The sequence below is a fragment of the Microcoleus sp. S13C4 genome, assembly GCF_036700865.1.
Classification (GTDB): domain Bacteria; phylum Cyanobacteriota; class Cyanobacteriia; order Cyanobacteriales; family Microcoleaceae; genus Microcoleus.
Map to the genome: position 1 here is coordinate 21,791 of NZ_JAUBPS010000003.1, position 24,439 is coordinate 46,229.

Here is a 24,439-nt window from a genome sequence, read left to right on the forward strand (position 1 = left end):
CAGAAGAGAAAAGAGACGAGTTACTGTATTAGAATGTTCGTGACGGATCAAGCTAGAGATGTTGGGATTTATGAGCGAATCAATTTCGACTAAGCAGTTATCCGCACAATGGGTGACACCGGAGAATTTTCGGAGTTACGGTCAAGTTATCTTTGCGGCTGTTGATGGCAAGTCTTTCGATGCTGAGGACGCTCAGTTAAATTTGCAAAATGGTATTCCTAGATTTTACATTATGCGGCTGCACCATAAAGGTCGCAAGTTTGGCAAAATTACACGACACGTTAAATGTACTCAGTGTTTGGGTTCTTTGGATGGGAAAGATTGGTTGATGGCGGTTGCGCCTCCTGGGGATAGCTATAAACCGAGTTTAGAGGATATGGCTGCTTTTCAGATTCCGGGCAATTGTTTTATTAAGTTAGATGTGGGGACTTGGCACGCTGGGCCGTATTTTGATGCGGATTTTGTTGATTTTTACAATCTGGAATTGAGCAATACTAATGTGGTTGACCATTTTACTTTTGATTTGGTAAAAAATCACAATCTGGAGTTTGAGATTGTCTGATATTGGCGATTTGTAGTTGCGCTTTCTGCGGGGTGATTCTCGTTAGAGGTTGCTTTTGTGAGTAATATTTTTTAACCGCAGAGGGCGCAGAGGACGCAGAGGAGAAGAAGGAGGGGGTTCGCAAGTGATTGGGGAATTCTTTTGGCCTCACTAGGCTGAATCGCAACTAGGAAGGATAAAGTTTACAAGTGTTAAAATAAGTGCAATTGTCATGCCTGAGCAAAAGTATAGCATTGTTCTGCGCGATGTCGTTTTTAATTGGGTTGGATGCTGATGATTGTTATGATGCAATTAGGAGGCGCGCTGCGGTTCGGTATGTGATTTCGCGGGGTAAGTTGCTGGCGGAAACTGAACCTGCTAAAATGAGTTTTTATTCGGTTTGACAAACAATATTTTAAGCAGTTAAATTGTGAATCAAGGTGCTATCCCCGATGAGAGTCCGAGAAATTTGCCGGAACAACTTCTGCTGCAAGACGCTAAGGCTGATAATTGTATAGTAATTCATTGCGGTACAGATAGATTGTTGGGGGATGCACCGAGACTTATTGCTGTTTATGGCGGAAATTCTGAGAATTGGGATAAAATGACAAGTGTTGAGGCTTTTGAAATTAATGGAGCTTCCGTACAAGTCCATTGGTTTCGGAACAGTCAGACTCTTCAAGATGTGGAGTTTAAATTCAAGCGACAGTATCCCAAAACCGCCCCTAAAAATCTGTAGGTAATCAAGTTATGAAAATTCGTTGTATTGCTAAGACTGGTGAATTTCTTCCTGAAGAATATATAGATCCGCCACGCGGTTACACTAGAAAGGTTGAGTTATCACTAACTATAGGCAAGGAATATGTTGTTTATGCTATCCGAGAATGGAGAGGGACTATTTGGTACTATATTTGTGATGATCATTACAGCTATTATCCTATCCATAATCCGGCACCGCTGTTTGAAGTGGTTGACAGTAGAGTTTCTAAGTATTGGCGGTTTGAACTTTCGCCCAATGGTTTGTTAATGATAGCGTTTGAGCAGTGGTTTACTGACCCTTATTTTTATGATAAGCTAACTGATCAGGAAGAGGCGGAGGTTGAGATTTTTGATAAGGTTAAGGAATTGATGGATGCTGAGGATTTTGCTTTGCCTACGCTGGATGTTGCCGTTGATAAGTTGCGGGAAACTGTCAGTGTTTGAGTGGGAAAAGTGCGAGAGTCAATTTATTTTGTTAACCAGCTTGACTCAGATAGCTTGAAATAATATCAAATAGGAATCAGCAGAATTTTGTGAAATAAAATGAACGAAAAAAATGAAATCACTAGAAGCTATGAGATACTAGACGGCGAGGATGATGTTTTGTTATTGGGGAAAGCTACTTTTACGGTGGGGAGGTTTAAAGAGCTAGTCGCTAGGAAGTTTGATTATATACTATTTTCTATCGAGGCAGCAGAAAAGGAATCTCGCAAGAAAGCGATATATTATTGGATGCAATCTCTGTCGATTAACGAAGAAACAACTATTCAGACAGGGGAGATAAACTGGAGTTCCCCTCAAGAAGGAATCGATTGTCAAATTCTCAAGATTGGTGCCAAAGGTTGGCAAAAAGGAAAGCTTAAAATAAAAGTTAATAGAAGTTTCCTGTCGGGGGAACCGCAGACATCTATAAAATTTTGTTCTGATGAACCACTAGAGCCAAAATCTCCTTTAGATGATATCAGACAATCCGAGGAATACAAAAAACTGAGCAATAATAACTGACAGCCCGATCGCGATTACAATACAATAATCGATCGCACCTATATCTGAATCTTAGATTTTCAACCGCAGATGAGGGCAGATGTACGCGGATGAACGCTGATGTTTTTTTGGGATGGACTAATGACAAATATAGAAGAATATGTCGATCGCACGGCCGAACTGATAAACTTACCGTTAGACCCGGAACACCGCCCCGGTGTTGTGGTAAACTTCGAGAGGATAGCTGCGATCGCCCGACTCGTTACTGAATTCCCTTTACCTCAAGAAGTAGAAGTCGCGCCGGTGTTTGAACCTTAGATTTTTAACCGCAGATGAGGGCCGATGAACGCAGATGAACGCAGATGTTTTTTAGAGAAGGCTGATGCGGTTGCTACGGCAGCGGCTGTTAAATGTGGTAAGGTTACGGCTACAGAGGCGGTAAGTGCTGCTTTGGAACGGATTGCTGTTAAGGATAAAGCTTTTAATTGCTTTACTGCTATCACTGCATCAAGCGCACTCGCAGCAGCCGAAAATATAGATAATTCGATCGCAAATAACCAAAACCCAGGCCCTTTAGCAGGCGTTCCCTTCGCAGTCAAAAACCTGTTCGACATCGGCGGAATTACTACTCTAGCTGGGTCAAAAATCAACGCTGACAATCCTCCGGCTACCCAGGACGCGGCCGTGGTCGCCCGACTAAAACAAGCCGGGGCTGTACTCGTAGGTACTCTCAACATGGACGAGTACGCCTACGGTTTCGTCACCGAAAACAGCCACTACGGCCCGACTCGCAATCCCCACGATACTAGCCGCATCGCCGGCGGTTCGAGCGGCGGTTCCGCAGCAGCAGTCGCCGCCGGTTTTGTACCCATCACCCTCGGTTCTGATACTAACGGTTCCATCCGCGTACCGGCTGCTTTGTGTGGTGTCTTTGGGTTTAAGCCTACTTACGGCCGTTTGTCCAGGGCTGGCGCTTATTTATTTTCGGGTAGTTTGGATTGTGTAGGGCCATTTGGGCGATCGATCAGAGACATGGCGCTGCTGTACGATATCCTGCAAGGCCCTGATTCTCGTGACCCAGTTTGCACTCAACGCCCCCCAGAACTTTGTTCGCCGCAGTTAAATCAAGGTATCGAAGGATTGCGAATTGCTGTTGCTGACGGGTATTTCGCCACAGGGGCCGAACCCGAAGCAATGGATGCTGTAGAAATAGTTGCTAAAGCCTTGACAAATGTCTTGGATTGTGGTATAAGCACAAAAAAAACAACAAACCCCCCAAAAATAGGGGGGCTTGCGACTGTCAGCATACCGGAATCAGATCGCGCCAGGGCTGCGGCATTTATCATTACCGCCTGCGAGGGCGGAAACTTGCATTTAGATAATTTGCGATCGCGCCCTCAAGACTTCGATCCCGCCACGCGCGATCGCTTTTTAGCGGGAACCCTGATCCCTGCGACTTGGTACTTGCAAGCGCAGAGATTCAGACAGTGGTACCGCGATCGAATTCGCGAAATATTCCAACAAACAGACATCATCCTCGCACCCGCAACCCCGATAGCTGCCCCTGAAATTGGCGTCGAGAAAATGGTAATAGCCGGACAAGAAATCTTAGTGCGTCCCAATCTCGGACTGTTCACCCAACCCCTATCATTTATTGGCTTGCCCGTTCTTTGCGTGCCCGTCGTACAGCGGCCCGGCGCTTTGCCCTTGGGGGTACAAATTATTGGTGCTCCCTACAGCGAAGCGGTGATTCTCCGAGTCGCTGCGGTACTAGAATCGCAAGGCATTATATCTGCCGAATCAATTTAGTGCTAATAATTCTAGGGTTTGTTAGTGCGGTGAAAGCGTCTCTTAGTCCTTCTGGCAATAGCTTTGCGCTTCTGCTTTTCCAACGGCGTTTCAAAGTGGCGGTGCTTTCTCATGTCGGGGAAAATACCCGCTTTGGAAACTTGTCGCTTAAACCGTCGTAGGGCTGACTCAATCCCTTCATTTTCGCCTATTACAACTTGGGTCATTATTTCTCCTTAGTGTTTGTCAGATCAAGTTTTATCATATCAAGGTTTTTGACCGCGCGACCTGTTGAAGGTCGGGCGATCGCCCAAAACCTCAAAATTATAGCAAATCCGCTGCCATTACTGCTCTTGATTCTTTAGTCTGCACAGGCAGACTTTGTATGTCAAGGCGCCAATTATATTCGCGCGGTTGAATCAGTTTGGGCTATCAACTGATTTTCCTGCCGCAGGTAAGCTTGAATAAACGGCTCTAATTCGCCGTTCATCACATCTGCGATGGCGGTTGTTTCCACCCCTGTACGCAAATCCTTGACCATTTGGTATGGGTGAAAAACATAATTGCGAATTTGGTTGCCCCAAGCCGCCTCCACCATATCGCCGCGAATCTCGGCAATTTCTGAAGCCCGCTGTTCCTTAGCAATTACCAACAGCCTAGCCTTGAGTAATGCCAAAGCTTTTTCCTTATTTTGCAACTGACTGCGTTCTTCTGTGCAGCGGACGGCCAAACCAGTAGGAATGTGAACGATGCGGACTGCGGTTTCTACCTTGTTAACATTTTGCCCGCCCTTGCCACCCGCGCGGGAAGTCGTGATTTCCAAATCTTTTTCGGGAATGTCCAACTTGACGGATCGATCGAGAACTGGCATCACTTCAACGCCTGCAAAACTGGTTTGACGCTTGTCGTTAGCATTAAAAGGCGAAATTCTGACCAAGCGGTGAGTGCCTTTTTCCGATCGCATATAACCGTAAGCGTAGCGACCGACAATTTCCAAAGAAGCCGATTTAACACCTGCTTCCTCTCCCTCGGAAATTTCCATTAAATGTACTTTGTAACCTTGACTTTCCCCCCAGCGGGTGTACATCCGCAGCAGCATTTCCGCCCAATCTTGAGCATCTGTGCCGCCGGCCCCGGCGTTAATTGTCAAAACGGCGCCGCCTTCATCGTAGGGCCCCGATAGTAATTGTTGCAGTTCCCACTGGTCGAGTTCGCGGGTTAACTGAGAAAGACTCGATGAGGCTTCTTGGAACAGCGACTCGTCGGCTTCTAACTCCAGCAGTTCTAAAATAGCTTTAGCATCTTCCAAGCTCGTTTGCCAGCCGCGATATTGTTCTAAATGAGATTTGAAGTCATTAAGTTCTTGGAGGGTTTCTTGAGCTCGATCTTGGTCGTCCCAAAATGCTGGTTGGGCGCAGATTTGCTCTAAGTCTTGAATTTTGGCTGTAAGTGCGGGGATGTCAAAGATAGTCCTGGGTTGTACCCAGTCGATCGGACAATGTTTCGATATTGTGTTTGATGTCTAGAACTTCCACTGTGAGTTCTCCTAGTTTTGGGGTGTATTTTTAAGTTTAGCTGAAATTTTGACATTTCAGCAACTAATCCGTGTATCCGTGTCCAAATCCGTGTCCAAACCCGTGTCGTGCCTTCCTTCTTATATATACTGCGAACCTGTTGAATTGAAAGTTTTACCGCATTCGTGAGCGCATACGTCCAACCTTTTAGAACAGGAAAAACTTTTTGTGAGGTCTTCGCGAAACCAATCTCTGGCGATTGCATCTTTCACCGATTGAGTTCTGAGAGAATTAAAACCATTTCCGTACTTTTCAATTAAAGCCAGCATTTGCGGTCTGTAAGTGTGGTTATAAACAGCGTATTTAGTATGGCTTACCCAACAGCAAGGCCAGAGTTCCGCTTCAAAACTGATGAAAATCTCTTTGCTGGCTTGAGTTTGGCAGCTAATTTCTACATTTCGGTAGTAATTGTTTAGGCTACCAAATTTTTCTACAGCTTGGATAAATTGGTCTCCCTGTGGATTTTTATATTGTTCCAACGATGGGGGTTGGAGTTCTTCACTGGCTGGCTTTGATGGAACAGAACGAGTTGGTTCTGGTGCTTGAGAGGTTTCGATAGCTATAGCTTGATACCAAGCATAATTTGCTTTTTCTGGTTGCCCCAACTGCGTCAAAACTTTAGCTAAATTGCGATAAGCTCCGGCAAAAGTGGGTTTAAGCTCGATCGCCTTTTGGTAATAAGCACTAGCTGGCTGCCACTGTTGCTGTTGAGCATAAAGACTGCCGACATTAGCATAAACTTCTGGAAAATTAGGCTGAATTTTCAGTGCCTTTGCGTAACAGTCTGCTGCTGCTTGCATCTTCCCCAAACCTTGAACAGCATTGCCCAAAGTTTTCCAGGCTGCTGCAAAATTAGGTTGAATTTTCAGGGCTTGTTGGCTGGCTGCGATCGCCTCTGATAGCTTTCCTTGTTTCAAACATTCCTCAGCTTGTCGATGGAACTGAAGCGCGGCCTGTTCTTGATGCTGAGGGGCTGACACATTAGCTGTTGCTGGTTGGTTTTGGCGATCGCTCTTAGCCTCTACCTGAGAGTTTTCTGCCTTCTGGGGCTGTTGATTTGCGGACTCTTTGTCATAAATCTCTTTCGCCACAAAACGAGAAGTAGCTTTCGGTACAAACTCGACAAATCCTAATTGTTGGGCTAAATCCCGCGCTGCTTCTACTTGGTGCTGGTTGTGTTCAAATATCAAGTAATGCCATACAGCTTTTCCGCCAGCTTGGATAAAGGCATTAACAGATTGCATTATCCTGTCCCAGTTGGTATTTTGGCGGTAGATGCTGTTAGTATCTGCCAACCCGTCGATACTAAAAATTACGCGATCATGTTCTCCTGTCATCGCCTGTGCCAGGGCTTGCCACCAGTCTGGATTGCGTCCGCTACCATTTGTGTACAGGCTGATATGAGGAACTCCCATGCGGTGCAAATACTCGATCGCCGGAATTGTGGTATTGCTAGTCATAGCATCGCCGTAGTTGCCGCACATATAAACCAAATCCAACTGAGAGCAAAACTCTTGTGGGAAAATTCTCTCAATATCCTCCATCTTTAATTCCGCCCCCGGCAAAATCGGGTTGTCGGTGCGGGGACACTGCGGGCAAGCTGCATTGCACCGGGAGGTAATTTCTACGCTGACTGTCCTGATATCTTCATATTTTAAGTACATGAGTTTTCCCCAATTAATTTGTGATTAATATTGAAATCGCGATCGACACAATTAGATAACAAGAGCTTTGATTGAGTGATTAAAAAGTAAAATTATACCTGATGCCTGCCGGCTGTGAACATGATATAAATTTTTTGTATGAGGGACAGAGGAGAGGATGACGACTATCTTGATTCCAAATCTAAAAAAAAAACCGCGGCAGGATGTCGATCGAGCCGCGGTTTTTTTTAATAAGCTAAAGTTTGAATTAATCGCGGCCGTTGAGAGCAATCAGCAGGCGCAGAATAAAGATGAACAAGTTGATGTAGGTCAAGTACATCGACAGAGCAGCGGGCAAATACTGATCGTCGCGGTAGCTGCGGGGTAATATGTAAAAATCGACGATCGCAGCACCGGCAAATATAAACACGCCGATGCCAGAAATGCCAATTTCCAACCAAGTTGGGGTGTAGACGCCAAATAGAGAGAGCAGAAACTGACCGGCAACAACGACAAACAAAGCAATCACACCTAAACTGATAGTTTTGGTGAGGGCCATGCCGTCTTGTTCAGAAAGGTTGGAGCCAATTTGGCGGGCGGCGATGAAGGTAATGCCGCATCCGAGGGCGGCAAAACCGATGCCGGAGATGCCGACGCCTTGGCTTCGGAGGGCTACAGACACCAATCCGCTGAGGGTGTAGCCGGAAAGCAGGCTGTAGGTTGCCAGCAGGGGCAAAGCGGTATTTTTGTTACCTTGTTCGGCGGCGGCGCGAGCGACAAAGAACAGAATTAATTCTAGGACGATCGCGGCGATGAATGTGGGAAAGAAGATCCTGGGATAGTTGCGGATCACTCCCAGGCCCCCGTAGGTGCCGACAGCAGTTAAGACAAGTCCGCCGCCCACGAAGGGGAGAGCGTTGGAGATGACGTTGGGCCCTACCAGCGCGTGGTTTTTGGCCTCGCGCACGGCTTCGCGGAAATTGCTAGTGTTACTCACGAGGATTTACCTAATTTTGGCTGAGAATTGCTATCTATCATTTTGACAGCTTTACACTTTGTTTGCAAAACCTGAAAGAGTTTAAAGATTTGATAAAGAACGGGGGTGAAATCACTGCAAAGCAGGGATCGATTGTTTATAATCGACTGCGTACAGGTCTGTGCCGTGTAGCTGTCTGGCACCGTTGCGCCTCGCGGCAAAGCTATAATTAAGTTTAAAGGGTCGGGGCTATATGCGGCCAAGGGCTAGCTTAAAGTCGATCAAATCACATATAGCTGAAGTCAATCAATTTTGGAGGGGGGATTTACGATTGGGGATCAAGGAGTATATGCTAGAGGCATGGGCCACATTTGATTTTAGGTTTTTGATTTGCGACTTAGTTGAAACTAGGGACCAGAAACTTCAATAATCTAAAATATAAAATATAAAATATAAAATATAAAATCGGTTCCGTTAATTGCTAAGGTAGCTCAGACAGAGGATACCCAAAAAATTAATGAATAGATCAACTTCTATCGACAAAATGCCAAATAGGTAATATCTAATGTACACCTTTTTCGATCGCAAATTATTGCCACCTGCAGCCGGAATTTTATTAGCCGCAGCCGTTATTTCCGGCGGTCAAGCTGCCCTTGCAGCTAATGTCCGAGCCGTTTCTACCGCTACTTCATGGCAGGGTTCAGAAAATTGGCTGCTGGCTCAGACTGGTCAACTCCCCCAAAGTACAACTTCTTCAACCCCGAACCGGGGGACGGCAAACCGCGTACCTCTGCCCGTAAGAATTCCTGAGCCTTCGACGGTGGTAGGGTTGGGTTTAGTTGCGGGTTCGCTGGCGGTGAGCCGCCGGAGAGCGAGAGTTAAAAATTAGACTTTTGGCAAAAAGTCTAATTTTGGGATTTTTAACCGCAGATAAACGCGAATAAACGCAGATAAATGCGGCTATCAGGATTTTAGCCGATCGCGTCACGCAGAGCATTTTTAGTCATAGCGGCGATCGACTGTTCGGTAGCTTTCGGCAAGTGATAGTATTTCCCTCCAGAAGTGTTGGCCAATTCCTTCGCAAAGCCAGTCGAAATAAACTTGCTCTCGGTATCAATCACCAGCAACTGCATTCCCAACCCGCGAATTTTCGCCGCAATTTCTAACAATTCCTTCTTAATATCAGGCTTTTCTCCATCTACAATTGGTTCCCCCAAAGAACGAGCCAAAGGAATATTCCCCCGCCCGTCGGTAATTGCGACAATCGCCACTTGACCGATATCTCCAGACTGCCGCGCATTGACTCCCACGCGCACGGCTTGAGTCAAACCGTGTGCCAGGGGGGAACCGCCGCCGCAGGGCAACCGTTCCAAACGCTTGCGGGCCAAGGCTATCGAGCGAGTCGGCGGTAGCAGCACTTCTGCTTGTTCTCCGCGAAAGGGGATGAGAGCAACTTGGTCGCGGCTTTGATAAGCTTCTGTGAGTAGCTGCATGACTGCACCTTTGGCCGACTGCATCCGGTTGAGCGCCATCGAACCCGAAGCATCGACGACAAATACGACTAAAGCTCCAGCTTTTCTGGCCAAGCGCTTCGCCCGAATGTCTCCCTGTTCGACAAATACACGCTTCTCTCGATTTGTGATTGAGCCGGCGGTGGATTCCTGGTCTGAATTCCGGTCCCGGCGGGCTTTTTGGTAGGGTGCGGCGGCTCTGAGGGTGGCGTCAACGGCGATGCGGCGGACGGGGCCTTTGGGCAATACTGGCTTGACGTAACGGCCTCTATCTTCCGAGAAAATGGTGCTTCTGCTTCCCGATTTGCCTTGGCGGTTGGCGGCTTGGGCGAAGAAAAGCACGCTGGGGTCGAGAATTACGCCTTCGGGGTCGAAGAGAAATTCTTCGGGAATGGTATCTTTTTCTGGTTCTTCTTCAGGTTCCGGGTTGTCTTCATCCTCTTGGTCTTCTTCGTCTTCTTGCTCGTTTTCTGGTTCGTCTTGTTCTTGTTCTGACTGCTTTTGCGGAGGCGGTGGGGGTGGAGGAGGAGGAGAGTTTTCGTCTGGGGGAGTTTGGATGATGGTGGCGCGGGGCACGATGACTAATTCTACGGCGCGGCGCAAATCTTCGGCGTTAACTTCTGTGCGTCCCTCGATGGCAGCCGCGGCTTTGGCGACGCGGACTGCGAATATTTCGGCGCGGTGTCCTTGAACGCCACCCCGGATGGCTTCTTCTACTAGGTAGGCAATTTGTTCGCGTTTAATGCTGACATCTTTGAGCCATTCTCTGGCTAGAATGATTTGGGTTTTGAGGTTGTCGGTATCTTCGCTGTATTGATTGAGAAATTCTTGGGGGGAGCTGGAGTAGGATAAAGCTTGTTCTACTGCATAGACTCTTTCTTCTAGTTCGAGTGCTGCGTCGGCTGAAAGTACGATCGCGATTCGATCGAGCAAATGTTCTCTCAGCGGCCCTTCTTCGGGGTTGTAGGTGGCGATAAATAGAGGCTTGCAGGGGTGTTGAAAGCTAATGCCTTCGCGCTCTATTTGGTTGCGTCCTTCGGTTAATACTGTTAGCAATTGGTTGGAAATATTGTCATCGAGGAGGTTAATTTCGTCTACATAAAGTACCCCTCGATTTGCTTGGGCTAAGAGTCCAGGTTGAAATACGGTTTGACCAAATTTTACTGATTGTTCGACATCGACGGAACCTAAGAGTCTGTCTTCTGTGACACCCAAAGGGATTTGAATGAATGGTGTGGGAATTATTTCTGTATGTGGGGAATTAGTATCGGTGGTGTGGGCATCTTGCCCGCCATTTTCTGGTAACAAGCCTGATGCCTGTTCTGCAAGAATTTCATTAGGTTCGGCGTTGCAAAAAGAATCTTTAACAATTTCAATGGGTGGCAGTAAGGAGTGCAAGGCGCGGGCCATTACTGATTTTGCTGTACCGCGGCGGCCTGCGATCGCAACTCCTCCCAATCCGGGATCGACTGCTGCTAACAGCAGGGCGAGTTTGATTGCTTCTTGCCCGACTACGGCGGTGAGGGGAAAGGCTGTGGTGGAAGGGCTCAGGTTGGCTGCGGGCATAGGATTTGCAGATGTAAAAATTTGAACTTAATGTTTAGCTTACTTCTTGGAGGATTTTAACTTCTAGGGGCAGAATCACGGTAAAAGTTGAACCGACTCCTATTTCTGATACTAGCTCTATTTTGCCTTGCAGCAGCGTGACGAGCCGCGATACTATTGCTAATCCCAGGCCCGTGCTTTCGGCAGGAAAGAGCTGTTTGCTGGCTTCTCCTGCTTGAAAGAAGGGGTCAAAGATACGGTTTGTATCTTCGGGGGCGATGCCAATGCCGGTATCTGTAACTGTGATCGCCCAATTTGCTTCTCCAGCGTAGTGGCAACTTAATTCGATGGTACCGGATTCTGTATAGCGAATGGCATTGCTTAGAAGGTTGGTCACAATTTGTTGCAGCCGCTGTCCGTCGGCGATTACTTGTTTTGGGGCGCAGTCGGTGGTAATAGCGAGCTTTAATCCTTTAGCATCAGCCATTGGCTGCATCATTTCTACTACGGTGTTAATTACCGATCGTACATTAGTTGGCCGCAGGTGAAGTTTAATTTTTCCGCTGTCGGCGCGAGAAAGTTCTAGTGCGTCGTTAATCAGGCGCAGCAACTGTCTGCCGTTACGCAATACTCGCTCGATGTGTTCGATGCCGGGGAGGGTATCTTTGACTTCAGATTGCCATTTTTCTTTTCGCAAGAATAGTTCGGAATAACCAATAATTGAGTTGAGAGGAGTTTTGAGTTCGTGAGCCAAATGGTAGACGTTTTCTTGATTGACGCTGACAAGGCGAGAGAGTTCTTGATTGGTGAGTTGTAACTGAGTTTGGATTTGTTGAAGTTCCTGCAGCCTCTGAGCGACGTAGCTATTGAAACAGTGGGCAATTGCTTCGTCTAGTACGGTATCTATCAGCCGAAAAGCTCTGAATACGTCTGCGACGCTTCCTGCTAGCAATTCGGCTTCTAATTGGGAGAATATGACTTGACGCAATAAATGGTATTCGCGGGCTACTTCTGCGGCGTCGTAGCCTTGTTCGGCTCTGAGAAATCCGTGATCTAAACTGGCTTCAATTATTAGTTTTATTTCGCTGTTTTGATATTGGGAAAGCACTGTGACCATCGCCGCCAGCAGGTAAGGTATGTGATTTTCGATTGCTGAGTGCGGTAGGGCCTCAGCAATTTCAATTTTCCGATCCAGACGAACTGCTTCAATCCAGTTTTGGACGATAGTATCGGTTTTGTCGGCGAGCACTTGGCTGTAGTCCATGATGTCGGCGTGGGGGTGAAGTTTGGCAGATATTGGCCATGCTTCATTGTAGTTGAGCGATCGCCCGATCGCCATACCAAACTTCTGGCGATCGCGACCCGGCCAAAAGAAGTAGTTTTGAGGTGATTTTTTCCCTGTGCGGGCTCTCTCTTGATGAGTCGATACCAGCTTGTTGCTGCAACAACCAGCACTTAAGTTTCTTGACAAAAGAGCCCAAAAGTAGTATATTCCCTCAAGCATAGAGGGTTTAATTTTTAATTTTTAATTTTGTCAGGGGACTAAATGGAAAACGTGCAAGCTGCGATCGCACAGGCAACATTTACTTGGCAACTCAAGCGGATTTTTTGTTTAAAATCGATCGATTTCTAAGGGAAAAGTGACAGTGAAGGAGGAGCCAACTCCTATTTGAGAAACTAATTCGATTTTGCCTTGCAATAGGTTGACTAATCGAGCTACGATTGCTAGCCCTAAGCCGGTACTGTCAGGAATGTAAGGTGCCAGGGAGTTGTCGGCCCGAAAATAGGGCATAAAAATCTTATCGCAGTCTTCGGAAGCAATGCCAATTCCTGTATCGGTGATGCAGATACTCCAATGTTGGTCTGGCAATAATTCGGTTTTTATGGTAATAGTACCAGCTTGGGTGTAGCGAATGGCGTTGCTCGCCAAGTTGGTGAGAATTTGCTGCAAGCGCAAGTAATCTGTCATAACTTGATCGAGAACCGGATCGCACTCAACGGCGATCTCTAAATTTTTTGCTTTAGCCAAAGGATCGAGTATTTCGACAACAGTGCCGATCGCCGATCGCACATTTGTCGCACTTAGCTGCAATTTTATGCGTCCCGCGTCGTACCGGGAGATTTCGAGAGTATCGTTAATTAATCTAAGTAACAGTCTGCCGTTGGTGAGGACTTTATCAATATGTGCCAAATTGGGAGCCGAATCTTTAAGTCCAGGATTGTTTCTTTGGCGCAAAAACAATTCTGAGTAACCAATAATAGAGGTGAGGGGAGTTTTCAATTCGTGAGCTAAGTGAGATAGATTCTCTTGACTGGCGCGAAGTAAGCGATTCAGCTCTTGATTTGTAAGTTGCAATTGGTTTTGCAACTCCTGTAGTTCTTGGAATCTTGCCTCGGTATAGGTTTTGAAACAGTCAGCAATTACTTCGTCGAGGGCACTGTCAATTAAGCGGTAAGCTCGGCTGACTTCAGCGGCTGAGCCTTTTAGCAATTCTGGCTCTATAGCATCGAAAATTACCCTCCGCAGCAAGCGGTATTCCCGCGCAATTTCTTCGGCATCGTAGCCTTGTTTTGCCCTGACAGTCCCGTGGTCTAAACTTTTTTCTATAAGTGTCCGAATGTCGCTTTCTTCTGATTGGGACAGCATAGTTACGATCGCTTGCAGTACGATGGGAAGGCTGTCGCGCACGGAAGTGTAGGTGAGTTGCTTGGCGGTTTCGATTTGCTCGTCGGCGCGAACAGCTTCGATCCAGTTTTCGGTAATTATATCAATTTTATCTTGTAGCGCTTGGCTAAAATCTATCATGGCCCTATATATAAATATATAAATCAAGTTAGCGATCGTATTTTATATGTCTAGGTTAGTTGAATAATTAACTGTTTGAATTTTCACTCAACTTTTTAGCTTCGCCACAAATAGCTACTCCTAAAGACGTATTGACAGAATTATACGCTCATGCTAGCTTATGTTAAATTGGCTTAAAAAGTCAAGCCTAATCCAGCACTGCGCGATCAAACCAAGCGTGTGGCTGGAGCGGAGGAACCAATTTTCGGGGCGAATCTCTACAGAATTAAAAAGCAAAGTTAAAAATTCCCAAATTGAAGTGTAATTTTTGATTTTGAAATCTCAGGAGAAGGACATCTCTCAGTCCTAGCCCGTCAGCTAACTTCGCAGGCATTGAGAAGAGACTGAAAAGCCAAATGTTCTGAAAAAGATTTTTTGGCTTCGTCAGTGTCTCAGGTTGGTATTGTTCAAGATTCTTGTACCTGCCCTGACTCTGAAGGAGATTGAAATGTTCATACAGCTTAATTTATCTGCGATCGCAGTTGCAGGAGTTGCAACGTGGAAACGTGTAAAACCCGTTGTCATCCGAGATGCTGTTTTGTTGCCGACGGCGGGTTTTTTGGGAATTCTTGGCCTGTGGTGGATTGTTGCCAGCTTCAACAGCGATTTGATTCCCACTCCTTATCAGGCGTTAATAGCTAATTTAGATTACATATTCCATCCATTTTATCAGCGCGGGCCTGGAGATTTAGGCATTGGCTGGCTGCTGCTAGCGAGTTTGCGACGGGTGTTGGTGGGATTTTTGCTGGGTGCAGCAGTGGCGATTCCCGTGGGATTTCTCATAGGGATGTCGAAACCGGCAATGATGGCGCTCAATCCGCTGATTCAAATCTTCAAACCAGTGTCGCCGCTAGCTTGGCTGCCGATAGCTTTATCAATTTTTAATTTAGCAGAGCCGTCGGCAATTTTTGTCATATTCATCACATCTTTGTGGCCGACAATTATCAACACAGCTTTGGGAGTTTCTAGCGTTTCTCAGGATTATCTGGATGTGGCGCGAGTGTTGGAAATGCCGCGCTGGAGGCGGATTACCAAGATAATTTGGCCCGCGAGTTTGCCATACATTTTTACAGGTTTGCGGATTAGTTTGGGGATTGCTTGGCTGGTGATTGTGGCGGTGGAAATGCTGACAGGCGGTGTGGGAATTGGCTTTTTTGTCTGGGATGAGTGGAGCCGTTTGAACCTGAGTTCGGTATTTTTAGCGGTGTTTGTAATTGGTTTAACTGGATTGTTGCTCGACGCTGCTGTTGACAAAGTTCAGGAATTGGTAACGCATCGATCGATCGTTAATCATTAGTCTATTGGCAGTTGTCAACAGTTAACAGTTAACAGTCAACAGTCAACAGTCAACAGTCAACAGTCATTAGTCAAATTAAATATGAGTGACAAGTTTTCCAATGAATGGAAGCGCCGAGAGTTTTTGCAAGGAATGGGCTCGGTGGCGGCGGGAATGGCTTTATCTGGTTGTGCAATTAGCGCGGATCGATCGGCAAAAGGACTCACAGAAGAAGCCTCAGCCGTAAAGCCGATCGTCGATTCCCGAACCTTAGAAAAACCAAATTTAACCGTAGGATACGTGCCGGTTAACGATTGTGCACCATTTGCGATCGCCTGGAAAAAAGGCTTTTTCCGCAAATACGGTTTAAACGTCCAACTCAACCGCGAAGCAAGCTGGGCAACCTCCCGCGACGGCGTAATCTTCGGTCGCCTCGACGCCTCCCCAGTCGTATCCGGCGCCGTCACAAACGCCCGAATTGGGGCCGAAGGAGCGCGCCACGCACCCCTGTGCGCGGCAATGACAATTCACCGCCACGGCAACGCTATGACGATGAACAAAGCGATGTGGGATTTCGGTTTACGCCCGTGGCACGAATACAACGGCAATTTTGAAGAATTTGGCAAACAATTTCGAGCCTTTTTTGACAGTCAGCCGCCGGAAAAAAGAGTTTGGGCAGTGGTTCTGAGTTCCGCGATTTACGAATACTTTGTCCGCTACATATCGGCGGCTGCCGGTGTCGATCCGTTCAAAGAATTTCGGGTAATTATTGTGCCGCCGCCGCAGATGGTAACGAACATCAGGATTGGGGCGATGCAGGCTTACATGGTGGCAGAACCTTGGAATACGCGGGCAATTCAAGGCAATTTGGGAGTGGGTTTTACCTTCGTGCAAGGCAAGGAAGTTTGGCTGGGACATCCCGATCGCGTTTTGGGAGTAATGGAATCATTCATTAACGAAAATCCGAAGACTTATTACTCGCTGGTTAAGGCAATGGTGGAAGCTTGTCAGTATTGCAGCAAGCCGGAAAATCGCAATGAAATAGCGGCGTTGCTGACTGAGCGATCGTTTACGGGGGCGAAACCGAAAAAAGGGCCGATCGACAAATTTACGCGACCGGCAATAGTTGGCGACTACAACTATGGGGGGTTTGACGGAAAAGACCGCACCATACAATCGGAAGATGTAACTATTTTCTATGACATTCCTAAGAATTTGCCTCAAATACCGGGAAATCATTCAACATTTATGTGGCAGTCTCAAAGTATTTGGTTGATGACTCAAGCCGCTCGCTGGGGACACATTAAAGAAATGCCAAAAAATGCTGAAGAATTAGCTAAAAAAGCTTGGAGAACCGACCTTTACCGCAAGATTGTTGCCGAAATGGCGATCGATTGTCCGAAGGAGGATTACCAAGTGGAACCTGCGGAACTTTTCATTGATAAAAAGGGATTTGATCCTAGCGATCCGGTGGGTTATTTGAATAGTTTTGAAATTCGAGCAAACCGCCCTCAGTCTTTTTTTCAGTCTTAATGTTTGAGATTTGGCGCTTTTCCTACCGTCTCGCCAGTGACTTAAGTCCCTGGCTAATAGCTAAAGTCGGTGGAAACCGACTGCCCAATTTTAGGATTTAGGCAACAGCCAGAAAATTTAATTAACACTTTACTACTTTTTAGGAGAATACCGTGAGCCAATACACTTCTACTTCTACCAGTACCAAAAGTTCCCTCAAGAGTGATCGTCTATTTCTGGAAATCGACAATTTGTTCAAGTCTTACAAAAATGGTGACGGTACAGAATTTAGCGTCTTGGAAAATATCAATTTAAGTATTGGAGAAAACGAATTTATTTCGGTAATCGGTCACTCTGGCTGTGGCAAATCAACGCTGCTAAAAATAGTGGCAGGTTTGGAAAAACAGAGCGGGGGAATGGTTACACTGGAAGGAAAAGAAATTCGCAAACCGGGAGCCGATCGCATGATGGTATTTCAGCACTACGGATTGCTGCCTTGGCTGACGGTGCGGGAAAATATTCGGCTGGCAGTTGATGAAGTTTTGCAAAGTCTTAGCCGTTCCGAGAAGATTAGTCTTGTCAACGAACACCTAGCAATGGTAAACTTAACATCGGCAGCCGATAAATATCCAGACGAAATTTCAGGGGGCATGAAACAGCGGGTTGGGATTGCGCGAGCTTTGGCAATTCGACCGAAAATGTTATTAATGGACGAACCGTTTGGAGCCCTCGATGCTTTAACTCGCGGCAAGTTGCAGAAACAGGTGCTGGATATCTGGGAAAATCACAGACAAGCTGCCATGATGATTACTCACGATGTGGATGAAGCTATCTATATGTCCGATCGCATTGTGCTTATGACAAACGGCCCGGCGGCGACAATAGGAGAGATTTTGTCAGTGCCGTTTGCGCGCCCGCGCGATCGCCAAGAGTTGCGGGAATCCCAGGAGTATTACGAACTCCGCAACTATGCTTTGAATTTTCTCGATCGCTACTTTACTCAAGACGAATAACACCCGACGGATCGACATAACAATTTACTTAAGAGAGGTTAAGCCTGTGAATCTCAAAACAATGTTAGCGCGTTTTGAAAGTGCATTGGGATACCAAAATTTAGCAGAAGAAATGGTGTTGCTGCCGGAGCAAACCTTACCAGTTTCTAAGAAATCAAAATCCCCAAAACAGGCCAAAACTATCAATTTTATTGTCGGTTACAACAGTTCTCCCCAAAGTCAAATAGCTCTGGATATTACCCTTTGGATGGCGCATCAAACTCGTTTAGTAACAACTAAAGAAGTCACGGTTCAAGTCGTATACGTGATCGACGAATCGCCAAAAACTTACCGCGAAGATACTTGCAACTTGGCTGTAGCAAATGCCTTGGCTGCACAGCAGAAAGTGTCTGATTTAGAGGAAACATTCGCCCTTAGTTGTGTCGCGTCTGCGCTCGCTTTACCAACCGAAATTCCCTCGGTATCCCAGCAAAAAAATTGGAGAGATCCGCATTATTTCCCAGCAACTTGTGGTCAAAATAATGAGTACGAGGTAGCAGATAAGTTGCTGTGGCAAGCGCGGTGTTTGGCTGAGGAATGGCGCGGTTTATTCAAAGCTCATTTACGCATCGGGCGGGTTGCTACAGAACTGACAAATGTGGTTGAATTAGAATCAGCAAATTTACTGTTCTTGGGCTGTGGTTCTGGCAACCATCGGCTGGTTAGGGAACTAGGCAATAATTTTCCGTGCTGCGTACTCGGGGTTCCTTCGGCACTCAGCTATCAGATGGATGTTCAGCCTGAAGAAAGTTTGAGCAAGTTACAGTTGGCGACAACTATACCTGCACGTTAAACTTGTTCACTCGTTGGGCCAGAATCTAATTATGTAAGGTGCAGCGCACCCTACGACTATAATTCGCGCGCCCAACTTTTTTTTGCGTAAGTTCTATATCGCTCACAAATTAAAAATGGTTTCCTTGCTCGAAGTCCTAATTATGAGACAATTAGGACTGTTTTTGATTGTGGAGATTTTAAAAAATATCGTCAAGGAAAATAATCGGCACTTATCTGATCATAGACAGTTCGTTAACTAATTTTATCCTTCCCCGGCACACAGAGCGCAGCAGCCGATCGATCGAGCGTTTGTCTTCCTCAGGCAAATTTTCATCAAAAATAGCAGCCATCAAACCATACCTATCGGCTAGAGTAATGTACCCATTTTGATTCACTTCGGCAAACAGCTCGCCCAAAGCAGATGGAATCAGGTGGACAGGAGTTTGCATAGCGATTAAGTCTGAATTCGACGATCGCGCGATCGGGAGTTTCTGGGGTAACAGGAGGCGATCGCACTCTGATATTCTGTCAGTGTATTTCCTTAAAAAGTGTGACAATCAACAGCAAAAAGTTGTGACAGCAAATAGCAAAAATTGTGAACTCAATCACATTTAATCTTTGCGAATTATGCTAAAGATTGCAGTTGCTTTTTAGCACAAACAGAGCAACTGCAAACTTAATGTTTTCTAAAGATTGTAAATCTGCACTTCCTCCACAGGTTCAGCTAACTCAAACTTAAACACCCGCGAATAGAAATAGAATTCGCCGTCAAGAGTTCTTTTGATATTTTCAGCGCGGCGAAAACCGTGCTGTTCCCCTTCATAAGCAACATAAGCAACCGGCAAACCTTTAGCTTTCAATATTTCTACCATCATTTCTGCTTGATTAGGCGGAACCACTTTATCTTCTAATCCTTGAAAAAAGATAACGGGACAAGATAAACGTTCGGCGGAATGAATCGGCGAACGAGCTACATACAAATCTTTTCTTTCAGGATAAGGCCCGATCAATCCATCCAGATAGCGCGCTTCAAATTTGTGAGTATCCGTGGCCAAAGCTTCCAAATCGCTAACTCCATAATAGCTCGCACCGGCCTTAAACACATCGCGGAAAGTAAGAGCGCAGAGAGTAGTGTACCCCCCTGCACTGCCTCCGGCGATCGCCATTCTTTCGCCATCAACTAAACCCTTTTGAGCTAAATATTTAGCACCGTTAGCGCAGTCGTCAACATCGACAATTCCCCAACTATCTTGCAGTCTCTTTCTGTATTCTCGGCCGTAACCAGTGCTCCCGCCGTAATTAACATCAAGTACGGCAAAACCGCGACTCGTCCAATATTGAATTTTCAAATTCATGCTGCTAGAAGTAGCAGCAGTTGGGCCGCCGTGACTTTTAACAACAAGCGGCGGTTTTTCACCAGCAGGCGCTGCGAAATCTTGATTTTTCGGGGGATAGAAGAAACCAAAAGCCGTCAAATTGTTTTCCGTGGGGAATTCAATCGGTTCCGGTACAGAAAGATAACCCGGATTGATGCTTAAATTGCTCGATTGGCGCAATATTTCTAGTTTGCTTGTTGCTACATTGAGTTGTACAATCGCAGTAGATTCAGTCGGCGAACCTGCTAGAAAAACCACAGTTTCACCCCGCGATTTGACCGACGAAATATCAGTGTAAGGCGTGTCAATTGTTGTCAACTGCTTTGTCGTCAAATCGAGACTCGCTAAATACCACTTGCCTTGCTGAGTGTAGGTGCAAATAATTTTGCTTTCCGAGACAACAGCATAAGTAGACATTCCAAAAACCCACTGAGGAAGTCCGAATTCAGCCGCCATTTCGCACAAGCTGGTTTCTATCTCTGCTTCCCCCCTTACCAAGGAGGGATTGAGGGGGGTTATCGATGGCCAGCGGTAGAAATTCCACCAGTTAGACTTGTCAGAAACAAAATACAAAACTCCATCGGGCGACCATTCCGGTTGAAAAATCGACTCATCAACCCCACCAGCAACTAAGTATTTTTCCCGTAAAGAACCGTCAGCATTAATTTCTGCCACCCACAATTCTGTGCCATCCCACGGCATATTTGGATGGTTCCAACAAATCCAGCAAAGTAGAGAACCGTCTGGACTTAAACGAGGGGAAGCATAAAAATCATTGCCCTGAGTTAAAATTTGAATATCTTCGCCGTCATCTAAATTAATGCTAACAATAGTATTAACAGGTTCGCCCTCACCTGCATGGTCTTCGCGCACGCAAATCAGGCGATTTCTCTGCTTGTCAACTATCGCATCTGCATAGCGACAATTAGCAGCAGGAGTCAGAGGTTCGGGTTGAGAATTTAATGTTTGAACATAAATACGTTGGTCGGGAAAATGAGAAAAATACACAACACTGCCAGCAACTGCAAAAGCAGCGCCGCCGTATTCGTTAACGCGAGTGCGAACATTAAAAGGAGGGGGTGTCACGTCGCTGATTTTACCGTCAGGAGTGCGCCGCACGAGGACGCTTCTCCCGGCTTCCGAAGGCCTTCCCTCAACCCAATAAATATCATCGCCGTCAATAGCAATTTGTCCGAGTCCGACAGTTCCAGAAACAATTAAATCGGAAGAAATAGGTGATTTCCAAGAACCGTAAGGTGATACTGTATTCATATAGTTGAGGCAGTTGTGTTTATCGGACAAAAAAATTAATATTTGTACTTTACACTAATTCAGTCACCCGGGAAGCAAAATGTCCAAAAAACTCGTACTCATGGATCACGACGGTGCAGTTGACGACTATCTATCAGTCGTGTTGCTGATGACAATGGAGGAAGTCGAAACCCTGGGAGTAATTGTAACTCCTGCGGACTGCTACATTCAACCGGCGGTGAGTGCAACGCGCAAAATCCTGGATTTGATGGGGCGTTCAGAAGTTCCGGTGGCGGCGAGTACGGTGCGGGGACTCAACCCATTTCCGGTGTTATTTCGGCGAGATTCCTTTGCAGTCGATCGACTTCCCATTCTAAATGAAAAAGGAACCATTGAGACGCCGTTAATATCAGAACCCGGACAAAACTTTATGGTGCGAGTTTTGCGAGATGCAGCCGTACCAGTCACATTAATGGTAACGGGGCCGTTAACAACAGTAGCGCAAGCTTTAGATATCGCGCCAGAAATTGAAAGCAAAATTCAAGAAATTGTCTGGATGGGAGGCGCCCTAAATGTTATCGGCAATGTTAGCAAAGATATGGAACCCGGACAAGATATGTCGGCGGAATGGAATGCTTACTGGGACCCGATAGCAATCGATAGAATTTGGCAAACCCAAATTCCCGTTGTCATGTGTCCTTTAGATATCACTAATAATGTACCGCTGACTGTAGAATTTTCCAATCTCTTAGCAAGACAGCGCAAATATCCCATTTCCGACTTAGCAGGACAGTGTTATGCCTTCGCAATATCTCAAGATTTCTATTTTTGGGACATTTTGGCAACCGCTTATTTAGCGCATCCCGAATTTTACCAACTGCGAGAATGGGAAACAGAAATTATTACCGAAGGCCTCAGCCAAGGACGCACAAAAGTTAAAATAGGAGGGCGAAAAATTCAAGCAATGGATAAAGTAGACACCGCCAAATTTTACAATTACATATTAGAACAGTGGGCGCGGTAAAAATCACAATATCTCCTAGGGACGAGTGAGCAAAATCTCAGTACCCAACCCGCCTGACACGAATATTTACTTCCTCTTCTCTTCCTCTGCGCCCTCTGCGCCCTCTGCGGTTAATAAAAGAATCTCCTCTAACCCATGCAAAATATCAAAAAATGCTGCCACTTCTATCAATTATCCCCTTAGCCCCAAGCCCTTCCACACCTCAAGAAATGATCCAAATCCAAGAAGTGCGAGCTCTCCCCGGACAGTTAGACAACATACCAGTATTTAACAGCAACAGTCCCGAATTAGTGCTACAAGAAGGAATTTTGCTTTCGACATTTCCCCGGGAGGGTAAAAGATTTCCGGCGGCACATTTAAACTTTCCGTTTGAAGGACGTTTCGACATATTTGCCCACCACATCGCGCGCGCACCTTCGCCGGAAGATTTGCGAACCTTGTATCAAGGAGTAATTGTTTACAATCCGGGCAATAAACCAGTAAAATTAGATATATTGCAAGCTGCGAGTTATCTCAGCCAACCCGATGCACCTTTTATTGAATTACCGCCGCAAGTCGATAATTCAAACAGTAATATTTACGCGGGGCCGGGAAGCCGCGCTGTGAATGATATTCTGAGAGGAAGAAGACAGTCAGAGTTTGGGCCTGGGTTAATTATTCCACCGGGAAAAAGCGAACTGTTGATGAATCATCCGATACCGGTGCGGGGATTGGTACCGCCGTTAAACGGTCGATCGACTTTGATGCGGTTACGCAGCGATGGTATAGTCTATGTTGCCAGTCTGGCCATGTTTGCCCGAGTTGACGCACAGGGAAACGAGCGATCGCCCAACTTAGCAGAATGGCAAAACTTATTAGACAATGGTAATATAGCCGGGCCGCGCGATCGAACTCCCACACCGCCCGAAATCACCGAAGGTCAAGTAATTTACGGCAGAGTAGCCGGTGTAGCATTAGGTTCAGAATGGCGAGCACTTCTCTCAGACAACCAAGCCACATCAAACCTAGCAATTCCCCAACCCGGAACAGCATTTTCCTACGCATTAAGCAGCCTCCCGCGCGGAATGCTGGGCACAAATCAAGTGCAAAGTGCCAGGATGTTAGTCCGCTACCCAGATACAGCATACCGCGCCCACGGCAATTACGGAATTCAATACAGTCTCAGCTTGCCGCTGTACAATTCTACCAGCAAAAATCAAACTGTAACGGTCGCGATTCAAACTCCAATTAAGACAGACAAATTAACTTCAGGAGGACTTAGTTTTTTAGAACCTCCGGCACCTCAAACTTTTTTTAGGGGAACTGTCAGAGTGCGGTATAGTGATGATGCTCAAGTGCCTCAAACTCGCTACGTGCATTTAGTGCAGCGGCGGGGACAGCAGGGGGAACCTTTGGTAAAATTAGAGATGCAAGCGGGAGAAAAGCGACTTGTCGAAGTGGATTTTATTTATCCGCCCGATGCGTCGCCTCCCCAAGTTTTGACAGTGAAAACAAATTAAATTTAACCCGCGGCTACGGGTAGGCAGACACCTACAAATACAATACGTAATTAACCAGATGTGTTTTTATTTTTGCGCTGCGCGGAATTGATTTGTCCCTAGTTGCTATCGGCAAAAAAAAGATGAAGTTATCAAAAAAATTCTGGATTATTGCTTGTTTTGTGTACGTTTTAATTCTTCTCAGTATCATGCTTTTAGCAGATACGGGGAACTTAGTCAACTTTCCTCTCGCTCATCCGCCTTATGACAAACTTGGACACTTTATTTTGTACGGAATAGCATCTTTTCTGTGCCATAGAGCAACAGGAAAAAAAAATATCAATTTGTTTAATTATTCAATTCCTTTCGGGCCCGCAATTTTTACTATTTTCACTGTTGCGGAAGAAATGCTGCAAGGAATTTTACCCAATCGTACTGCTAGTATTGAAGATTTTTTGTTTAGTTTTTGCGGGATTGCAGTTTTTTATTGGATTGGAGAAGTTTGGGATAGAAAAAAAGGGTATTGATGA

The 24,439-nt window shown here is 46.1% G+C and carries 23 protein-coding genes and 1 riboswitch; of the genes, 14 read left to right on the top strand and 9 right to left on the bottom strand.

The window, feature by feature from the left end; translation table 11 throughout:
* Positions 1–70 precede the first annotated feature (70 nt).
* The 6 genes from QT996_RS02395 to QT996_RS02420 all read left to right on the top strand — a co-directional run bounded on the left by QT996_RS02395 (position 71) and on the right by QT996_RS02420 (position 4,093).
* Positions 71–562 carry an ureidoglycolate lyase gene (locus QT996_RS02395; protein WP_333044273.1) on the top strand — a complete coding sequence of 164 codons (492 nt, stop codon included), beginning with the start codon at positions 71–73 and terminating at the stop codon, positions 560–562.
* 409 nt (positions 563–971) lie between these two features.
* Complete coding sequence (locus QT996_RS02400; RefSeq protein WP_333044274.1) at positions 972–1,280, top strand: hypothetical protein; 309 nt, start codon at positions 972–974, stop codon at positions 1,278–1,280.
* 11 nt (positions 1,281–1,291) lie between these two features.
* A complete protein-coding gene (locus QT996_RS02405; RefSeq protein WP_333044275.1) occupies positions 1,292–1,744 on the top strand; it encodes a hypothetical protein in 453 nt (150 codons plus the stop codon).
* A gap of 99 nt (positions 1,745–1,843) precedes the next feature.
* Positions 1,844–2,305, top strand: coding sequence for a KGK domain-containing protein (locus QT996_RS02410; protein ID WP_333044276.1), 462 nt, complete (start codon positions 1,844–1,846; stop codon positions 2,303–2,305).
* A gap of 120 nt (positions 2,306–2,425) precedes the next feature.
* Positions 2,426–2,602: a DUF4089 domain-containing protein gene (locus QT996_RS02415; RefSeq protein ID WP_333044277.1), complete on the top strand. Its 177-nt coding sequence runs from the start codon at positions 2,426–2,428 to the stop codon at positions 2,600–2,602.
* 24 nt (positions 2,603–2,626) lie between these two features.
* Entirely contained in the window at positions 2,627–4,093 is a 1,467-nt protein-coding gene (locus QT996_RS02420) for an AtzE family amidohydrolase (protein WP_333044278.1), read from the top strand.
* 11 nt (positions 4,094–4,104) lie between these two features.
* On the opposite strand, the gene rpsU is transcribed toward QT996_RS02420, so the two are convergent.
* The 4 genes from rpsU to QT996_RS02440 form a co-directional block, all read right to left on the bottom strand.
* Positions 4,105–4,299 (bottom strand): 30S ribosomal protein S21, encoded by a 195-nt coding sequence (rpsU, locus tag QT996_RS02425; protein ID WP_333044279.1) that lies wholly within the window; start codon positions 4,297–4,299, stop codon positions 4,105–4,107.
* Between the two features lie 173 nt (positions 4,300–4,472).
* A protein-coding gene (gene prfB, locus QT996_RS02430) for a peptide chain release factor 2 (protein ID WP_333044280.1) occupies positions 4,473–5,607 on the bottom strand; the annotation gives its coding sequence in 2 pieces (ribosomal slippage) (positions 4,473–5,534 and positions 5,536–5,607; 1,134 coding nt in all).
* 119 nt (positions 5,608–5,726) lie between these two features.
* Positions 5,727–7,310 (bottom strand): tetratricopeptide repeat protein, encoded by a 1,584-nt coding sequence (locus tag QT996_RS02435; RefSeq protein ID WP_333044281.1) that lies wholly within the window; start codon positions 7,308–7,310, stop codon positions 5,727–5,729.
* A gap of 247 nt (positions 7,311–7,557) precedes the next feature.
* Positions 7,558–8,286 carry a Bax inhibitor-1 family protein gene (locus QT996_RS02440; RefSeq protein WP_333044282.1) on the bottom strand — a complete coding sequence of 243 codons (729 nt, stop codon included), beginning with the start codon at positions 8,284–8,286 and terminating at the stop codon, positions 7,558–7,560.
* Positions 8,287–8,830: 544 nt separating this feature from the next.
* Between QT996_RS02440 and QT996_RS02445 the strand changes: the two genes are divergently transcribed.
* Entirely contained in the window at positions 8,831–9,154 is a 324-nt protein-coding gene (locus QT996_RS02445) for a PEP-CTERM sorting domain-containing protein (protein WP_333044283.1), read from the top strand.
* Between the two features lie 82 nt (positions 9,155–9,236).
* Here the strand turns inward: QT996_RS02445 and bchD are convergent, their stop codons facing one another.
* From bchD to QT996_RS02460, 3 genes are all read right to left on the bottom strand, one after another.
* On the bottom strand, positions 9,237–11,342 hold the full coding sequence (gene bchD / locus QT996_RS02450) for a magnesium chelatase ATPase subunit D (RefSeq protein ID WP_333044284.1): 2,106 nt from the start codon (positions 11,340–11,342) through the stop codon (positions 9,237–9,239).
* 34 nt (positions 11,343–11,376) lie between these two features.
* Positions 11,377–12,792, bottom strand: a complete 1,416-nt coding sequence (locus QT996_RS02455; RefSeq protein ID WP_333044285.1) for a HAMP domain-containing sensor histidine kinase — start codon at positions 12,790–12,792, stop codon at positions 11,377–11,379.
* 141 nt (positions 12,793–12,933) lie between these two features.
* On the bottom strand, positions 12,934–14,127 hold the full coding sequence (locus QT996_RS02460) for a sensor histidine kinase (RefSeq protein WP_333044286.1): 1,194 nt from the start codon (positions 14,125–14,127) through the stop codon (positions 12,934–12,936).
* A 174-nt stretch (positions 14,128–14,301) separates the two neighbouring features.
* A riboswitch (cyclic di-AMP (ydaO/yuaA leader) is annotated at positions 14,302–14,514 on the top strand.
* Between the two features lie 100 nt (positions 14,515–14,614).
* Here QT996_RS02460 and ntrB point away from each other — a divergent pair.
* The 4 genes from ntrB (at position 14,615) to QT996_RS02480 (ending at position 18,799) form a co-directional block, all read left to right on the top strand.
* Positions 14,615–15,463, top strand: a complete 849-nt coding sequence (gene ntrB, locus QT996_RS02465; protein ID WP_333044287.1) for a nitrate ABC transporter permease — start codon at positions 14,615–14,617, stop codon at positions 15,461–15,463.
* Between the two features lie 81 nt (positions 15,464–15,544).
* The gene (locus tag QT996_RS02470; RefSeq protein WP_333044288.1) at positions 15,545–16,975 is read left to right on the top strand and encodes an ABC transporter substrate-binding protein; all 1,431 of its coding nucleotides are present in this window, start codon (positions 15,545–15,547) and stop codon (positions 16,973–16,975) included.
* A gap of 152 nt (positions 16,976–17,127) precedes the next feature.
* Entirely contained in the window at positions 17,128–17,967 is an 840-nt protein-coding gene (locus tag QT996_RS02475; RefSeq protein WP_333044289.1) for a nitrate ABC transporter ATP-binding protein, read from the top strand.
* A 46-nt stretch (positions 17,968–18,013) separates the two neighbouring features.
* Positions 18,014–18,799: a universal stress protein gene (locus QT996_RS02480; protein WP_333044290.1), complete on the top strand. Its 786-nt coding sequence runs from the start codon at positions 18,014–18,016 to the stop codon at positions 18,797–18,799.
* Between the two features lie 211 nt (positions 18,800–19,010).
* Here the strand turns inward: QT996_RS02480 and QT996_RS02485 are convergent, their stop codons facing one another.
* Complete coding sequence (locus QT996_RS02485) at positions 19,011–19,229, bottom strand: hypothetical protein (RefSeq protein ID WP_333044439.1); 219 nt, start codon at positions 19,227–19,229, stop codon at positions 19,011–19,013.
* A gap of 237 nt (positions 19,230–19,466) precedes the next feature.
* Positions 19,467–21,428, bottom strand: a complete 1,962-nt coding sequence (locus QT996_RS02490) for a S9 family peptidase (RefSeq protein WP_333044291.1) — start codon at positions 21,426–21,428, stop codon at positions 19,467–19,469.
* A gap of 79 nt (positions 21,429–21,507) precedes the next feature.
* Here QT996_RS02490 and QT996_RS02495 point away from each other — a divergent pair, with 79 nt between their 5' ends.
* From QT996_RS02495 to QT996_RS02505, 3 genes are all read left to right on the top strand, one after another.
* Positions 21,508–22,431, top strand: coding sequence for a nucleoside hydrolase (locus tag QT996_RS02495; RefSeq protein WP_333044292.1), 924 nt, complete (start codon positions 21,508–21,510; stop codon positions 22,429–22,431).
* A gap of 152 nt (positions 22,432–22,583) precedes the next feature.
* Complete coding sequence (locus QT996_RS02500) at positions 22,584–23,930, top strand: DUF3370 domain-containing protein (protein WP_333044293.1); 1,347 nt, start codon at positions 22,584–22,586, stop codon at positions 23,928–23,930.
* A gap of 122 nt (positions 23,931–24,052) precedes the next feature.
* Entirely contained in the window at positions 24,053–24,436 is a 384-nt protein-coding gene (locus tag QT996_RS02505; RefSeq protein ID WP_333044294.1) for a VanZ family protein, read from the top strand.
* The last annotated feature ends 3 nt before the right edge of the window (positions 24,437–24,439 follow it).

Bases quoted from the DNA above. Each gene is read 5' to 3' on its own strand.
- QT996_RS02395 (WP_333044273.1), top strand. From the start codon at position 71: ATGAGCGAATCAATTTCGACTAAGCAGTTATCCGCACAATGGGTGACA.
- QT996_RS02405 (WP_333044275.1), top strand. From the start codon at position 1,292: ATGAAAATTCGTTGTATTGCTAAGACTGGTGAATTTCTTCCTGAAGAA.
- QT996_RS02410 (WP_333044276.1), top strand. From the start codon at position 1,844: ATGAACGAAAAAAATGAAATCACTAGAAGCTATGAGATACTAGACGGC.
- QT996_RS02415 (WP_333044277.1), top strand. From the start codon at position 2,426: ATGACAAATATAGAAGAATATGTCGATCGCACGGCCGAACTGATAAAC.
- QT996_RS02420 (WP_333044278.1), top strand. From the start codon at position 2,627: ATGAACGCAGATGAACGCAGATGTTTTTTAGAGAAGGCTGATGCGGTT.
- rpsU (WP_333044279.1), bottom strand. From the start codon at position 4,299: ATGACCCAAGTTGTAATAGGCGAAAATGAAGGGATTGAGTCAGCCCTA.
- QT996_RS02435 (WP_333044281.1), bottom strand. From the start codon at position 7,310: ATGTACTTAAAATATGAAGATATCAGGACAGTCAGCGTAGAAATTACC.
- QT996_RS02445 (WP_333044283.1), top strand. From the start codon at position 8,831: ATGTACACCTTTTTCGATCGCAAATTATTGCCACCTGCAGCCGGAATT.
- bchD (WP_333044284.1), bottom strand. From the start codon at position 11,342: ATGCCCGCAGCCAACCTGAGCCCTTCCACCACAGCCTTTCCCCTCACC.
- QT996_RS02460 (WP_333044286.1), bottom strand. From the start codon at position 14,127: ATGATAGATTTTAGCCAAGCGCTACAAGATAAAATTGATATAATTACC.
- ntrB (WP_333044287.1), top strand. From the start codon at position 14,615: ATGTTCATACAGCTTAATTTATCTGCGATCGCAGTTGCAGGAGTTGCA.
- QT996_RS02470 (WP_333044288.1), top strand. From the start codon at position 15,545: ATGAGTGACAAGTTTTCCAATGAATGGAAGCGCCGAGAGTTTTTGCAA.
- QT996_RS02485 (WP_333044439.1), bottom strand. From the start codon at position 19,229: ATGCAAACTCCTGTCCACCTGATTCCATCTGCTTTGGGCGAGCTGTTT.
- QT996_RS02490 (WP_333044291.1), bottom strand. From the start codon at position 21,428: ATGAATACAGTATCACCTTACGGTTCTTGGAAATCACCTATTTCTTCC.
- QT996_RS02495 (WP_333044292.1), top strand. From the start codon at position 21,508: ATGTCCAAAAAACTCGTACTCATGGATCACGACGGTGCAGTTGACGAC.
- QT996_RS02500 (WP_333044293.1), top strand. From the start codon at position 22,584: ATGCTGCCACTTCTATCAATTATCCCCTTAGCCCCAAGCCCTTCCACA.
- QT996_RS02505 (WP_333044294.1), top strand. From the start codon at position 24,053: ATGAAGTTATCAAAAAAATTCTGGATTATTGCTTGTTTTGTGTACGTT.